Below are 14403 nucleotides of genomic sequence, written 5' to 3'. Positions count from 1 at the left end.
GTCATCGATGACATAAGTCGGCGACGACATTCCGGGGCGGCGACCACCGCACCACCCACTCCGGTGATGCGGGGGCTTCGTGGCGTCCGGGCGCACGACTGCCGCGCACGACTGCCGCGCACGTCTGCCGTCCGCGGGTGGATGACGGCATGATCCAGACCAGTGACTCCCGGGTGCCGTTGCACGGCCACACCGACGACGCAAGGACACGACACCGTGAAGAAGACCCTGTTCGCCGAGTTCACCGCCCGTGAGGGCGCGGAGGCAGACGTGGCCGGCCTGCTGGGGGAGTACGCCCGGAAGGTGCGCGAGGAGGACGGCAACCTCGCCTTCGACGTGTACACCAAGGCGTCCGCCCCACGTGCCTTCTGGATCTTCGAGGTGTACCGGGACGAGGACGCCTTCCAGGCGCATCTGAAGGCTCCGTACGGCGCCCCGTTCAACGCCGCCCTGGCCCCGCTGATCGAGGAGGACGCCTCCGTGCTGACGTTCCTGGACCCGCTGTCCTGACCGGACGGGGACGGGCAGCGGGTCACTTGTCCGCTGATGCCCGCTGATGCCCGCTGCAGTGGGAGTCGGCGCTCCTCACCAAAAGCTCGATGAACCGCTGGTCGCGGACGTGCGCGGTCATGACCCATGTCGCTCGGTCGGTAACCGCCCTTCTCCCTCAGGGCCCAGCACCACACGGCCAAGCTCACGCCGGCCGCATGACACGCGAACGCGTGTCCACCTTCAGGGACTGAGCAGGTGTCGCAGTGGCAGGAGTGCCGCGTGCTGCGGGTGCCTGGCGGTCATTTGCTGTGCGTACTGCCTGTGGAGAGCGACCCCGACGCTTTCCGGGCACAGGCCAACGTTTGGCCGTGACGGTGCAGGTAGGTGCCAGCGTTCGAAGGTGGGTGCCCTGTCCTCTCGAGTTTCACGCGACGGCCTGCTGCTGCGGCGGACAAGTCTGCGGGGCCGGGCAGGGGCGGAACGGTTCGGTGTCCACTGGCGTCGTCCCTCTGCGGGGCACGGTCGCTGTGCCCGCAGAGGGGAGACCGGATGCATACGGGCGGTTTCGCGAAGTGGACAAGGCGGTTCGAGGACGAGCGCGAGCGCAGACGGGCCCAGGGTGACCCGGACTGGGGGCGAAGTGCGACGCTGCATCCGGCGGTGTGGTCCAGCATTCAGCGTTTCCAGGTCGGCGAGGACGGCGACGGTGCCAACCTCGTCGGCAAAGCGGATGAGGCCGGCGACGGCGACTACGCGCAGGCGGTCCGGCTCTTCGTCGCCGAGGAGCAGAACCACGCCCGGCTACTCGCTCGGTTGCTGGCTGCGGGTGGCGTACCGACGTTGACCGGTCACTGGAGCGACACGGCATTCGTACGGCTTCGGCGCCTCATGGGCCTGCGCATGGAACTGCTGGTGCTGATGATCGCGGAAGTGGTGGCACTGCGTTATTACCGGGCCCTGCGCGATGGCACCGACGACTCGCTCACTTCGGATGTGGCAGGGCGGATCCTCGCTGACGAGCAGCGCCACGTCCCGTTCCACTGCGAGCGGCTGCACGCCTCCCTGGCGGAGCTGCCCCGCGCGCTGCGCCGTCCGGTGATGTCCCTGTGGCGACTTCTTCTGCTCGCGGTCTCCCTCGTCGTCGCCGTCGACCACGGTCCGGCGCTGCGACGGCTCGGCGTCGGACGCCTGCGGTTCACGGCTGATGTCGCGGCCTCGTCCGGCGCGGTCGTCTCCGCGGTGCTCACGCCCCGCCCAGATGCGTGGACGAGCGGGGACTGACAACCAGACAGCCCACCGCCTTCCGCCCACCTCTCCAGGAGAGGCGGGGATACCGGGCCGGTGACCTGCCGCTTCGCCGACCGGGCCGGCAGGCTCTGATGCACCCGCTGGACACCCTTGTCGACCGCTGCCGACCTCTGCATTTGGCACGGCGACCTTTTATATTGCCTGCCTTTGAAGCCCTGGTAGCGGCTAGGCTCGCCGGATGACCTTGGAATGGGAGCAGGTAATCGTTCACTCGGCAGATCCGGTGGCCTTGGGCCAGTGGTGGGCCGAGGCCCTCGGGTGGGTTGTGGTCCACTCCTCGGATGACGAGTTCGAGATCCGCCCGGAGCCGGATCGCCTGCCCGGGTTGGACTTCGTCCGGCTCGACGAGAGCAAGAAGGCCAAGAGCCGACTGCACCTCGACTTCAGGCCTGACGACCAGGACGCCGAGGTGGCTCGTCTTCTGGCTCATGGCGCACAGCGTGTCGACATCGGCCAGGGTGACCAATCGTGGGTTGTGCTGGCAGACCCCGAAGGCAACGAGTTCTGCGTCCTCGGCCAGCGGCGTCAGTAGGACACCTTTGGGCGCCTGTGGAGCAGGAGACCGGGCTGAAGCCGCCGCGGCCGGAGGCAGGATTCGCCTGATCGCGGGCGCATCTTGGTCCCCCGGCGGAGGCAGAGCCTGAAGGGCGGCAGCGTCAGGCGGCGAGGGCATCGCAGGCATCGACCTCTCCGCCGAGGTGCCCAAGGTGCCTCCTGCCGTACTCTCCGCTGGGCCGCGGCTTCCTCGCCGGCCGCTTCGCCTCCTTCGACGAACTGCCGGAAAAGGACCAGCGGCGGCGTCTGCCGCGCTTCCAGCAGGACAACCTGCGAGCCGACCTCGACATCGCGATCAAGGTCCGTGACGTCGCCGAACGGATCGGCGCCACTCCTGCGCAGGTCGCCCTCGCGTGGCTCGTCGCCCAGGGCCCGCCCAGGGCCCGCACGTCGTCCCCATCCCCGGCACCAAGACCCCGAGGTACCTCGCCGACAACGCGGGCGCCGCAAACGTCCAGCTCTCTCCGGACGACCTGGCCGACCTGGCCGACCTCGACGCCATCCCCGGCCCCCGTCGGCGCCCGGTACTGACCGTCCCACCCCGGCGCCGATGAACGACCACCTGCGGGCTCTGCGGCCCCTGCGCCGCAGGGCCACTGACCGCCGGCCGCACCGGAAGCCTGCGGCGCCCCAACTGTCTGGTGTGGATGTCAGGCCGACCGAGGCACGATGCTCACAGCCCGGTAGTCGTACCCGTCCTGCTTGAAGCCGGGGGCTTCCCACTGGAGGTCTACCCGCTGTCCCGGCGACAGCCTGCGGAACCCTTCCATCTGGATGTGGGAGTAGTGGCCCCAACAACCACCGGGCGTCTCGGGGGAGTCGAGCACCCCCCACCCTTCCTCGTCGCGCCACTCACGGACGGTCGCCGTCACCATGCGGGCTCCCATAACAGTGACGATCGGCTCAGACGGCTCGCGCCGGATCGGTCACCAGCAGTGGATTGCCGGCCGCGAGCGTCTGCAGGACCTGTGCGGTGCTGCTGTCCGTCATGGCACCCTTCTCCTCCGCGGTGACGCCGACGGCCTGCAGGAAGGTGACCTTGCCGTTGGGAGTGTCGATGGTGCCCAACTGCGGGTCGGCGGTAAAGGCGAACACCGTCAGTCCGGTGGGCGGCGCGTCCTCCAGGTGGGGATGCCCTGTGACCGGCTGGCGGAAGTCGATCCGGTGCCCGTCCTCCAGCAGCACCTGGTTGCCGTTCACGTATTTCGCGACTTCCTGCAGCATCCCGTACGGCCACCCGGGCGGCCGCTCCTCATCGCCGCGCCGCACGCGTAGCGTGAGCTCGAAGCCCCACCCCGACCACTCGGGATCGTCGTCCTCGCCGGGGGCGTAGAGCTCGCTCAGCCCGTAGGTCACGTAGTGCCAGTGCCCCTCAGCCGGGTACGCCGAGCACCCCTGGAGCGCACCGCCCTCGAAGCCTTTGGGTGGGAAGTAGCCGACGTGGAAGGGCGTGATCCCCGGATAGAACGGTGCGAGGGCTGCGTCTATGGCGTCCCAGCCGGGAGCTTCTTCAGTCTGTGTCACCGCCTCATGATGGCGGACACCAAGCGGGCGTGACGGACGTGCAGGTGACCTGTTTGTTCACCATGCCCTCGGCGCACCGCAGCACGATCTTCGCCCGCGGCGCGAGGCTGCCCACCAGTTGGACGCCTCGATCCCGGAGAGAACGATCTCCACAGCGGCAGGGCCTCGGTGCACCACGCAAAGAAGTCGCCAACCAATTCTCATGATTTCCGGCGCATGACACCAGCGACTTCAAGATGGTGGATCTTCTGGTCAAAGGGCGCGACATCATCGCGTCTTGAACCCGCAAACCACCCTTCCCGGCGGATCACTGCCTCCAGTACTGCTGGTCTGTCCATGTACTCGACGACGGGGGAAGCAGGATGAGCCAGTTCGGTGTCGACCCCGACACCCTGACCGACCTTGCTGGGAAGTTCGACAGGGAAGCGAAGGGTCTGGCGAACCCGGTCAACGACTTCGCGGCGACCGCGTCCGAGGTCGGAGAAGCCTTCGGCCTGCTCGGCGCCTGCGACGGTGCGGCGGAGAAGTACCAGACGCTACTGGACAGCACCATCAAGGCACTCGGGCATCTGCCCGGGGTGCTCACCAGTGACGGCGACCGGCTGCGTCTCAACGCCGCCAACTACAAGGACTCGGACCGGACCGCCATGGACCATCTCCGTGCCGCGACCCAGCCGGCTGGAGGCCCGGCGTGAGCATCAACAGCTGGATCGACGGCAAGGTTCTGGAGATCCTCCAGGCCTGCGGGGTGGAGCTTCCGGGCGGGAACGGCGACACGCTCCGCTCGATTGCCCGAGCCTGGGACACCATGGGCACCGATCTGACAGAGGTCGTGCACGCCCTGGACGTCGCTGTCGCGGGCGTCGACAAGCAGGGCTGGCACGGTGAGGCACGCGATGCCTTCGAGAGACACTGGGGGGAGCAGAAGCGCGTCGTCAAGGACGTCGCACACAACTTCCACCAGGTGGCCGACGGGCTGCGGGCGTACGCCGACGAGATCGACCAGATCAACGAGGAGATCATCGACATCTGCGTCGAGATCGCCGAGATGGAGGTGGCCGGCGCGGCGCTGTCCTTCTTCACCGGCTTCCTCTCCGACCTCGTCGCGAACACGGCCGTGGCCGCGCGGGTCGCCAGGATCGTCGACCTGGTGAAACTCTTCACCTCGGCCGCTGAGAAGGTGGCGGCCCTGCTGGAGCGGTTCGGCGCGCTCAGCGAGGAAGGTGCGGCGGCGCTGGCGAGGGTGCTCACCAAGGTGGCTGAATTCAGCGCGAAGTTCCTCACGAAGGGCGCGGAGAGCTTCGCCACGAACTTCGTGGCGGACTCGGGCAGCATGATGCTCAGCCAGGGGCTCAATGGGCAGCCGATCACGGTGGGCCAGGATTTCTCCACCGCCGGCAAGGAAGCCCTGGGCACGGCCGCATTCACAACGGGCGGCGCGGCGCTGGCCGAGGGCGCCCATCTGACTGGTGCGGTCGGCAAGGTCCTCGGCGGCGAGGGCCGGGTCGGCAGCGCGGTCAACGGCTCGCTGGGCAACATCAGCGGCGGCCTCACGGCTGACGTGTGGAACCACCAGGACGGCGCGACCATCGGGTGGGACGCGGCGACGAACACTGTGACCGGGGCGGTCGGAAACGCCGCCAACGACGCCCACTTCCACCACATGGAGGAACACGGCAGCCTCGGCGGCGAACACCTCAGCGACAGGGGCAAGCGCGCCGACGCCGCGTACAAGGACTCCTTCAGCACCGGCCTCAACACGGCGGTGTACGCGGCGGGCTCCGGTATCGAGTCGGATTTCCAGAACCTGACCAAGGACGTCGAGAAAGCAGGCGAGTGATCCGTGCACGGTGGGCTCGGGGGCGTGATCCTGGCGGGGGTCGCGCACAACAACCCGAACTACGACCCAGGCTGGGGCCCCTTCTTCGCGGCGCTCGTCGTGATCGCCGGGTGCGCGATCGTCATTGCCGGTGGGGTCGTGTTCATCGGCATGCGGCGCCTCGAAGGCCCGAGGAAGTGGGGCGATCACGCGGTCGGGCCGGTGATCCTCACGATCGGCCTTGCCATCGCCGCCCTCGGCGTCTGGCTGCTGTGACCGTGTGACGTCGGACGACCCGGGCCCCGGACCATTCCCCTGCAGCGATGGCACCCGAGGTGGCACGGCGGTCAGCAGGCGTTGGCCCAGACCCGACTCGGAAGGCTGCGGGCGTCACGGCCGAGCTGCACTTCCACGACCTTCGGCACACGGGCCATACGCTCGCCTCGACGGCCGGGGCCGGCACCCGGGAGCTGATTGACCCACATGGGCCACAGCAGCTCGCGGGCCGCGCCGATCCATCAGCACATGACCAGCGACCGGGGCCGGGCCATCGCCGACCGGCTCGGGCGCCATGATCCGAGGCGGTGGGGGGAGCGGTTTCCGGTGGGGGAGCGGCCTCCGTTGATCACATGCTGGGCACCCCCCCCCGCCTTCCTCCGCGCCCTCGGCGAACACGGCTTGATCAGCCCCCTGCGCCCCGAAGGCGGCCACCGCCGCTACTCCCGCCACCAGCTGCGCATCGCCGCCCGCGCCCGCGAACTCGTCGACCGGGGCACCCCCATCGAGGTCGCCTGCCGCATCGTCATCCTCGAAGACCAGCTCGAAGAATCTGGACCCGGCACACGGTCTCGTCTGAACGACGGTGAACCGGACTGAACGAAACGGAAGCTGAGACGGCCGCACTCCTCACCGCAGCATCGGACACGGCCCGCGGCCGGTCGCCACAGCCACCGTCAGTCGTGGAGCCGAGCTGCCTTGGGTCGCACCCCACACATGCCCGAGGCGGGCTCCTCTGCGCCCTCGATGGGCAAGGTCTCGTCCTGCCCGAAGTCAGGGGCATGGAAGGGCTTCGTCGTCGGAGGCGGCGATGCTGCAGCGGAGCAGCGGGGTTGCCCGTCCAGGGCGGAGAACAGCGGCATCAGATCGATGAGAGGTCTCTCTTTCGTGACAGGTCCCTGAAGGGACCTGGTGTGCCGTGACCGGGCACAGCGGTCCTACAGCTTGGTCATCTTGGCGTACGGGCTCAAGATCCGCACTTGTGCCGAGCCGAAATCCACCAGCGTCGCGATTCCGTCCTCGATGCCGATCACCCGGCCGAGGCCGTAGACGTCGTGGGTGACCTGATCGCCCATGGCGAAGTGCTTGGGAGCCGGTGTGACCGGGGCCTTGAAGGGGCTGGTAGGCAGATGACGCTTCGGTGCAGCAGGCTTTGTCATGACTCAGTATGAGCCTACGCGTAACCCGTTTCGCTGTGGCCGTCGGCACAGATCAGGAACGGAACAACCGCGTCACGCCACTGACCTGCGGTTTCCACGTCCGGTGAGGACGAAAGTCGACCGCAGGTCTCCTTCGCTGACCGTGGCTGACCTCTGCATCGGCACGGTGGTGGCACGAACCTCGGCCGACGACGGTCGGCCACGATGGCGAGTGCGCCGACCGATCGGGTGCTCGAACACCTCTTCCTTGCCGTGGGCCTGGCGGCCGCGGCCTTCGGGGCGTGGCTGTTCTGACCGCGGCCCCGTCGGCCCCGTCGGCCCCGGCAAGGCGCCTGAAACGGCTGAGGGCCGGCCTGGGAGGAAACGAGGAAACGCCTCCCGAGCCGGCGGCCATGGAGGTATCTGCCAGCAAGGGATACGGTCACCGTTTCCGCAGGTCAACACGGCTCTTCGCAGGGGGCCGGTTGCGGACGCCGCCCCCTGCGGAACAACCAAGAGACCACGCATCCGGCCGGGGTGGTCTCTTCGTTTCAGGGCCTGCCCGACGGGTCGCGTCACCGACCCCGCACCCGACAGCGCTATCACCCGAATGGCGCAACATGACGTGCCACCCACATGGGTGAAGATCAAGCTGAGTAGTGCCCCAATCGAGGCAATGCGTGAAAGGGGAACCAAATGCGCATTCGGCGAATCCTCGCCGCCGTCGTCGCCACGGCAGCCCTCACCGGACTCGGCCTCACAGGCGCCGCCACCGCCACCGCCGCCACCGCACAAGGTGCTCCATCCTACGTCACCCCTTCTGAGTGCAGTCAGGGCGGCGGAACGCCCGCGATCAATGAGGCGGGCAACTACTGCAGGGGCGGTACGCACGACGGCGAGCAGGTCGACTAAAGCCCACAAGGCGCCCCGCAGCCACGCGCCGCGGGGCGCTCCCGCGGCGAGCGTAACCGGGAGAGTCACAGGGACTGTGCCGACCCGTCGGGCACGCCAGGTCTGTGTCGGCCCGGAAGCACTCGACGCAGACTCGTGCCGTCAGTCTGTGAGCCCGTCGGCCGGGGCACCACTCACCGAGCGTCGCCAGGCGGCCTTGCCGCGTGGATCCGGCCCGTCGGGACCAGGACCGCGCGACCAACCCGGAAGGCAGGTGCGTCCCATGCGCACGTCGACCCGTATCGCCGGTGCCCTCACCGGCCTGACCCTCACCCTCGGCGGTGCGGTCCTCGCCGCTCCCGCGGTCCGGGCGGACATCCCCGCCTGCACACAGATGGCCGGACTGGCCGGTGCCACCGCTTCCGACTCCGTCACAGCGGCCTGCAGCCGTGGCGTGGTCGGAGACCTGCAGGGGTGTGTGACCGGGCTGACCGGGGCCGGAGTGGCGGGCGGCGCCGCGACCGCTGCCTGCCGGGCGGCGGCCCACGAACCGCGTTAGAACCGGCCTGCCCGGACACATGGCAGTCTCGACGCCGAGGACATCGACGTCGCCCCGCTCCTACCGACGCGCATGCGGCGTACCGATGCGGCCGGTCGAGGTCGGTGACGTCATGCCCCTCCGAGGCCGGGCAGTCACCGCCCGGGCGCGGCGCCCAGCCCCGCCTCGCCTCGCCTCGCGGGCCTCATGCGGAGCCCCCATGCTGAGTAAGAGGGCGCCGTCGTCTGAGACTTGTCCTTCCCGAAGGCCGAACGAAGGCGCCTGAGAGGAGGAGGAAGTCATGCGCAGAATCCTGGGCCTCGCCCTGGCCGCGGCAACCCTTGCCGGCGTGAGCGCCGTCGGCGCTGTCAGCGCCGGGGCCGCCTCGTCTCCGAACGTCTCCAGAGACGACTGCACGGCCGCCGGCGGACAGATCGTTGCACGCCCCTACGCCGGCGAGGTCTGCGCGCTGCCTGACGGGACCACGCAGCCGATCACTTGACCGGTCGGCGCCCGGCTGGGCAACCAGCCCGGCCGGTGCACCCGCTGCGGTGCGTATGGGGTGACGGCACCCGGTTCACCGCCGGGTGGATCGCCCGCGCCCGTCTCGACACCGCCCGACGGCTCGGCCACGGCGTCGGCGTCGGACGCACTCGCGATGGTGGACGCCGACCGGCTCGAAGCCGAGGCCGTCACCGCTTCGAGACGGTCCGCGCCGTCCTGAACACCGCGCTCGCCGCCGTCCTGAACGGCCTCGGCCATGTCGTCAGACAGTGACCGGCGAGGTCGTTCGCATGTCCCAGCTGTATTGATTCGGATTTCCCAGCTGTACTTGCCGATGCCCTGACTCATCCCCACCGCGGAAGAGGTCCAGCAGGTCATCGCGCTCCAACCCGTCCGAGTCAAGGCCGACCCCGTCGGCATCGCCAACCGGCACGCCGCCCACGGCCCTCTCCGGGGAGCTACGAGACGGCGCCGTAACAGCACGACCAGGAGCCGACCGGCACGGTGCACCCGCCGGTCGGCTCCGACGTGTTCCTCGACGACCCGGGGACGACTCCGTCGTTCGGCCCATCAAGGGCACCGGCTGCAACGCCGAAAAGGACCAAGCGGAGTCGCCCCACCCTCGCGTTCCGGTACGCCTCCGCGCCCCAGGCCGCCCCGATGACGGCGGTCCCGTACCCCGGCTGACAGGCCCGGAGGAGATCCCGCATGCGCGTCGTCCTGCCGCTGACCGCCGTCACCACCGCCGCGCTCCTGCTCGTCACGGTCACCGGCGCGACTCCCGCCGCAGCAGACCGGGACCCCGACGGCACCTCACTGGTCAAGGTGTCCCAGGGCGACCCGTACGCGAAGTGCACCATCGGAGCGAGGTCCCCCGACAGCATCGTCTACCCGGGCACCGAGGTCGAGCCGTATCTGTCCGTCGATCCGCGCGACCCCGAGCGCGTGGTCACCGTGTTCCAGCAGGATCGCTGGAACGACGGCGGCGCCCGTGGCCTGGCGGCCGGCTGGACCACGGACGGCCACACCTTCCACCGGAGCACGCTGCCGTTCAGCCTGTGCGCCCCCGGCGGCGCGGACTACGAGCGGGCCTCCGACCCCTGGGTGAGCACCGGACCGGACGGCACGGTCTACGCCGGCGGGGAGGGTGTCGACTTCACGAAGAGCACGCGCAGCGCCCTCCTGGCCGTCACCTCCCGCGACGGCGGCCGCACTTGGCAGAACCTCACCACCACGCACGTCGACGAGCAGCCGTTCTTCAACGACAAGCCGTCACTCACCGCCGACCCGATCCGCAAGGGCACCGCCTACCAGGTCTGGAACCGCCTCGACAACGACCCACCCGGCCCCAGCTCCCTCGACGGTCCCGGCTACATCTCCGTCACCCGCGACGGCGGCCGCACCTGGAGCAAGGCGCGGCCGTTCGTCGACACCAGCACCGTTCCCAACACCCAGACCATCGGCCATCTGATCGTCGTCGACCGGCGCACCGGCACCCTGTACGACTTCTTCGACCGGATCACCCACTCCGACGACCTGAGCACCGTCGTCGAAGCCCGCTACGAGGTGGTCACCTCGACCGACGCCGGAGAGACCTGGAGCGCCCCGGTCACCGTGGCCCGGGACACCTCCGTACCGGAGGTCGACCCGAACGACCCCACCAAACTGCTGCGCGCCGCCGCCACCCTGCCGAGCCCGGCCGTCGATCCCAGGACGGGCACGCTGTACATGGCCTACGAGGGCTCGGACTTCTCCGGTGGAAAGTTCGACTCCGTCCAGCTTGTGCGGTCCACCGACGGCGGACGCACCTGGGGGACCCCGGAGCTGATCAGCCCCGAGGGCGTTCCGGCCTTCTCACCGTCGATCGCAGTCGCCGAGCGGGGCACGGTCGCGCTCACTTACTACGACCTGCGCTTCCTCAAGCCCGGCGACACCACCACCCTGCCCACCGCCTACCAACTGGCCACGCTGCAGCACGGAAACCCGAAGCTCCGGACCGAACGGCGGATCTCGCGGGTCTTCGACTGGCTGCAGGCGCCGTTCGCCGGGGGCTACTTCCTCGGCGACTACCAAGGCCTGGTGGCAGACGGCAAGGGAGTACGGGCGGTGCTCACCGAGACCCACTCCGGCGCACCACAGAACCGTACGGACGTGTACACCGGCAGTCTCCGCACCCTGCTGACCGACGCGGACGCCGTCGGCCGGCCCGACCGCCGACGGCTGAAGACAGGCCTCGGACCCACACCGTGACCACATTGGGCGGAGAGGTTCGGCCGAGTCCCCGCCCGGCGGGGCGGGCCTGCTGCTCCGGAGTCGCGTGAACGCGGCTTGGTCCGTGACTGGCCGGAACTGCTGGTCAGAAGCGGGACAGGGGTGAGAGGAACGGGGAGGAGACAGCTCCCGGAGGCTCCTCTCCGTAGGCGCCGAGACCCCACAGGATGTGCCGGCCTGGCTCCCGCGCCGATATCCGTGCGCCGGAAGCCGTTCCCGGCCGTCCGGCGCACGGGCCTGACGCTCATCAGGGCCAGATGGACTTCAGCTGCCACGCCTGCAGTTGATCGAGGGTGGCGGTGCCGCCTTCGGCGAAGGCGTCGACGCCGGTGCTGGAGGAATCCGGGAAGACCTGGTCGGTGAGGACCACCTGTTCGCCCCGCGTGTTCTGGGCGTAGACCTCGACAGAGGAGGCGTCGACCAGGACGTGCAGGCTCAGCCGGCCGCCGTCGAGCGCGAGGGGGGCGCGCTGGACACCGGAGAAGGTGGGGTCGAAGTCGGTCGCGCCGGAGGCGGTGCGGTCGATGTAGACCTCGCCGGTGGCGGTGTCGTAGCCGATGCGGGTGCGCTGCCCGCCGCCGGTACGGACGTCCAGCCCGAAGCGGTCGGCGGTGCCGGCGGTGAGGTCGGCCTGGAGTTCCTGGCTGTTGCCGTGCGCTGCGAGGGGGGTGGTGGTGTTCGCGACGCGTGTGCTGGGCAACTGGGTGCGGACGCCGCGCAGGGTGGTCAGTTCGCGGACCGGCTGCTGGATCAGCTGGACCTTGCCGTTGACGGTCTGCAGGGAGAGCTGGCGGGGGAAGGAGTCGGCGCTGCGCCACGGGCTGGTGGGGATGGCCTGGCCGTAGTTCCAGTTGTTCATCCAGGCGATCATGACGCGGCGGCCGCCGGGAGCGTCGTTCCACGTGTTGGCGGCGTAGAAGTCCGCGCCGTAGTCGAGCCAGTGGGCGCGCTGGGTGGTGGTCAGGGCGGGCTTGTCGGCGGCGGTGAACTGGTCGGCGAGGACGTGTCCCCAGCCGCCGGTGTTCGCGTCCACGATCTGGATCTGGGCCTTCTCGCCCTTGTAGGCGGTGGTGTTGAAGGAGGCCCAGTCGAGGTTCTCGGAGTCGGCGCCGGTGGCACTCTGGACGACCTTGCCGTCGACCAGCAGGTTGACGCCGGTCTCGATGGAGGGGGGCTTCGCCTGGGTGTCGGAGAGGACGACCTGGTCGAGGTTGAGGTGGCCCCAGCCGCCCGTGTTGTCGTCCACGACCTTGATCTGGGCCTGCTTGCCCTGCAGGTCGGACAGGTCCCAGGACGCCCAGCTCAGGGCTTCGCCGTTGGATCCGGTGGCGGAGCGCACCACTTTCCCGTCCACGACGAGTTCGACGGCGGTGGGGGCGTCGGAGCCGGCGGGGTGGTAGCCGCCGCCGATGAGGAAGTCCAGGTACTTCTTGTCGATGGTGAAGGTCGGAGAGGTCAGCGTGCCGGTGCTCGCGTCGCCGTCGAGGAAGGAGTTGACCAGGCCGTGGCCGAGGTAGCCGGTGACCTGCTGCTGGCCGGGGAGGGTGCCCTGGGCCGGTCCGGTGCCGAAGGCGTCGCCGGTGGTGGTCCAGTCGCCGATGGGGCTGGTGTACGTGCTGCCCTCGAAGTCGGCGAGGGTTTCGCCGGTCGGTGCCGGCTGGTCGCCCAGGACGGAGCCGGGGGCGTACGGGTGGTTGCCGCCGCCGACCTTGAAGTTGATGTAGTTGCTGGTCACGGTGAACGCGGGCGAGGTCAGCGTGCCGGTGGAGGCGTCGCCGCCGTGAAAGCTGTTGACGAAGCCCTTGCCCTCGAATCCGGTGACGGTCTGCTGGCCGTCCACCGGCCCGGCCGCCGGCGCGCTGCCGAACGCGTCACCGGTGGCCGTCCAGTCGCCGAACGAGCCGGACTCGAAGTCCTGCAGGACGGTACCGCTCGGCGGGGTGTACGTGCCGGAGTCGTCGGAGGTGAACTTCTTGCCGTCGAAGTCGCCGACGAAGTACTGGGCGCCGGAGCCGCCCGCGATGCCACCGGGGTTGAGGTTGACGGCCAGCACCCACTTCGTCTTCTTCGGGTCGCCGTCGACGGGGAGCGGGAACAGGTCCGGGCACTCCCACACTCCGCCGGTCGCGCCGGCCGGGCCGAAGTCGCTCTGGTGGGTCCAGTGTTTGAGGTCGGCGGAGCTGTAGAAGGAGATCTTGTGCTGGTCGGCGAGGGAGACTGCCATCAGCCAGCGCTGCGTGGGGGCGTACCAGAAGACCTTGGGGTCGCGGAAGTTGTTCGAGCCGATGTCGAGCACCGGGTTGTCGTAGTACTTGGTCCAGGTGGTACCGCCGTCGGTGCTGTAGGCAAGGGCCTGCTGCTGCTTGCCGGACGCCTTCTGCGCGCTGGTGTAGATGGCGACGAGCGGAGGATTCTTGCTGGTGCCGAAGCCGGTGGTGTTGTTCCTGTCCAGCACCACGCTGCCGGAGAAGATCATCTCCTGGTCGTCCTGGGGGATGGCCAGCGGGAGTTGCTTCCAGTGGACGAGGTCGGTGCTGACGGCGTGGCCCCAGGACATGTTGCCCCAGGTGTTCCCGGACGGGTTGTACTGGAAGAACAGGTGGTACTGGCCCTTGTAGTAGATGAGGCCGTTGGGGTCGTTCATCCAGTTCTGGGCCGGGGTGAAGTGGAACTGGGGGCGGTACTGCTCGTGGTAGAGCGTGTCGGCCATGGCGGGAGACGCGGCGACCAGGCCGAGCCCGGACAGGACGGCCAGCGCGGCCAGGAGTCTGCGGCGCGGACGAGTGTTTCTGGACATGGCTCTCCTTGCAGGCGTGCGGCTTCGGCTCAGCCGTAGGGACTGACGCGTGACGAGTGGCGCTTGACGCGTGTCGGGTGCGGGCGGCGGCTTGGCCGTGGCCTCGTCCAAGGCCACAGGCGAGCCGGCCGTGAGGGGCAGCACGGCACCGGCAGCTCCAGCCAGCGGCTGGAAACGTTTCGCCGAACGTACGGGCACCATGCTGCCGAAGTCCAGACCCTGTGCAGGAAAACTCCCGAATGCGAGGATCGAGACGGCTGCGCGGTGCTATCGATCCCAGCCGTCGACC

16 protein-coding genes and 1 pseudogene are annotated in these 14403 nt (G+C 69.2%); 12 read left to right on the top strand and 5 right to left on the bottom strand.

Features of this window, described 5'->3' with window-relative positions; all coding sequences use genetic code 11:
• The first annotated feature begins 216 nt into the window (after positions 1 to 216).
• The 5 genes and pseudogenes from SY2F82_RS21680 (at position 217) to SY2F82_RS39045 (ending at position 2909) form a co-directional block, all read left to right on the top strand.
• Positions 217 to 510: a putative quinol monooxygenase gene (locus SY2F82_RS21680; RefSeq protein ID WP_200420804.1), complete on the top strand. Its 294-nt coding sequence runs from the start codon at positions 217 to 219 to the stop codon at positions 508 to 510.
• 531 nt (positions 511 to 1041) lie between these two features.
• Positions 1042 to 1773 carry a ferritin-like domain-containing protein gene (locus tag SY2F82_RS21675; RefSeq protein ID WP_200420803.1) on the top strand — a complete coding sequence of 244 codons (732 nt, stop codon included), beginning with the start codon at positions 1042 to 1044 and terminating at the stop codon, positions 1771 to 1773.
• A gap of 205 nt (positions 1774 to 1978) precedes the next feature.
• Positions 1979 to 2332, top strand: coding sequence for a VOC family protein (locus tag SY2F82_RS21670; protein ID WP_200420802.1), 354 nt, complete (start codon positions 1979 to 1981; stop codon positions 2330 to 2332).
• Between the two features lie 182 nt (positions 2333 to 2514).
• Positions 2515 to 2673, top strand: a pseudogene (locus SY2F82_RS39715) (aldo/keto reductase); the annotation flags it as partial.
• A 35-nt stretch (positions 2674 to 2708) separates the two neighbouring features.
• Complete coding sequence (locus SY2F82_RS39045) at positions 2709 to 2909, top strand: hypothetical protein (protein WP_236041709.1); 201 nt, start codon at positions 2709 to 2711, stop codon at positions 2907 to 2909.
• 96 nt (positions 2910 to 3005) lie between these two features.
• On the opposite strand, the gene SY2F82_RS21660 is transcribed toward SY2F82_RS39045, so the two are convergent.
• Both SY2F82_RS21660 and SY2F82_RS21655 read right to left on the bottom strand, forming a co-directional pair.
• Entirely contained in the window at positions 3006 to 3230 is a 225-nt protein-coding gene (locus SY2F82_RS21660) for a cold-shock protein (RefSeq protein ID WP_200420801.1), read from the bottom strand.
• 28 nt (positions 3231 to 3258) lie between these two features.
• Entirely contained in the window at positions 3259 to 3879 is a 621-nt protein-coding gene (locus SY2F82_RS21655) for a suppressor of fused domain protein (RefSeq protein WP_200420800.1), read from the bottom strand.
• A 362-nt stretch (positions 3880 to 4241) separates the two neighbouring features.
• On the opposite strand from SY2F82_RS21655, the gene SY2F82_RS21650 reads away from it, so the two are divergent.
• The 4 genes from SY2F82_RS21650 (at position 4242) to SY2F82_RS21630 (ending at position 6574) form a co-directional block, all read left to right on the top strand.
• On the top strand, positions 4242 to 4574 hold the full coding sequence (locus SY2F82_RS21650) for a WXG100 family type VII secretion target (protein ID WP_200420799.1): 333 nt from the start codon (positions 4242 to 4244) through the stop codon (positions 4572 to 4574).
• A complete protein-coding gene (locus tag SY2F82_RS21645) occupies positions 4571 to 5719 on the top strand; it encodes a WXG100 family type VII secretion target (protein ID WP_200420798.1) in 1149 nt (382 codons plus the stop codon). Before SY2F82_RS21650 ends, SY2F82_RS21645 begins: the two co-directional genes overlap by 4 nt.
• 24 nt (positions 5720 to 5743) lie before the next feature.
• Positions 5744 to 5974 (top strand): hypothetical protein, encoded by a 231-nt coding sequence (locus tag SY2F82_RS21640; RefSeq protein WP_200420797.1) that lies wholly within the window; start codon positions 5744 to 5746, stop codon positions 5972 to 5974.
• Positions 5975 to 6223: 249 nt separating this feature from the next.
• Positions 6224 to 6574 (top strand): MerR family transcriptional regulator, encoded by a 351-nt coding sequence (locus tag SY2F82_RS21630; protein ID WP_308437782.1) that lies wholly within the window; start codon positions 6224 to 6226, stop codon positions 6572 to 6574.
• 338 nt (positions 6575 to 6912) lie between these two features.
• Here the strand turns inward: SY2F82_RS21630 and SY2F82_RS21625 are convergent, their stop codons facing one another.
• The gene (locus SY2F82_RS21625; protein ID WP_200420795.1) at positions 6913 to 7134 is read right to left on the bottom strand and encodes a hypothetical protein; all 222 of its coding nucleotides are present in this window, start codon (positions 7132 to 7134) and stop codon (positions 6913 to 6915) included.
• Positions 7135 to 7809: 675 nt separating this feature from the next.
• Here SY2F82_RS21625 and SY2F82_RS21620 point away from each other — a divergent pair.
• Together SY2F82_RS21620 and SY2F82_RS21615 are read left to right on the top strand one after the other, a co-directional pair.
• Positions 7810 to 8025: a hypothetical protein gene (locus SY2F82_RS21620; RefSeq protein ID WP_200420794.1), complete on the top strand. Its 216-nt coding sequence runs from the start codon at positions 7810 to 7812 to the stop codon at positions 8023 to 8025.
• A gap of 262 nt (positions 8026 to 8287) precedes the next feature.
• Positions 8288 to 8563, top strand: a complete 276-nt coding sequence (locus tag SY2F82_RS21615; protein WP_200420793.1) for a hypothetical protein — start codon at positions 8288 to 8290, stop codon at positions 8561 to 8563.
• Between the two features lie 426 nt (positions 8564 to 8989).
• Here SY2F82_RS21615 and SY2F82_RS21610 read toward each other — a convergent pair whose 3' ends face one another.
• Positions 8990 to 9304: a hypothetical protein gene (locus tag SY2F82_RS21610; protein ID WP_200420792.1), complete on the bottom strand. Its 315-nt coding sequence runs from the start codon at positions 9302 to 9304 to the stop codon at positions 8990 to 8992.
• Between the two features lie 450 nt (positions 9305 to 9754).
• Between SY2F82_RS21610 and SY2F82_RS21605 the strand changes: the two genes are divergently transcribed.
• Positions 9755 to 11296 (top strand): sialidase family protein, encoded by a 1542-nt coding sequence (locus SY2F82_RS21605; RefSeq protein ID WP_236041708.1) that lies wholly within the window; start codon positions 9755 to 9757, stop codon positions 11294 to 11296.
• A gap of 268 nt (positions 11297 to 11564) precedes the next feature.
• Here the strand turns inward: SY2F82_RS21605 and SY2F82_RS21600 are convergent, their stop codons facing one another.
• Entirely contained in the window at positions 11565 to 14114 is a 2550-nt protein-coding gene (locus tag SY2F82_RS21600) for a GH32 C-terminal domain-containing protein (protein ID WP_200420791.1), read from the bottom strand.
• Positions 14115 to 14403: the final 289 nt, after the last annotated feature.

Source organism: Streptomyces sp. Y2F8-2 (genome assembly GCF_014905555.1).
Taxonomy (GTDB): Bacteria; Actinomycetota; Actinomycetes; order Streptomycetales; family Streptomycetaceae; genus Streptomyces; species Streptomyces cynarae.
The sequence above is the reverse complement of the archived record's forward strand: the minus strand, read 5'-3'. Positions and strand labels throughout refer to the sequence as shown.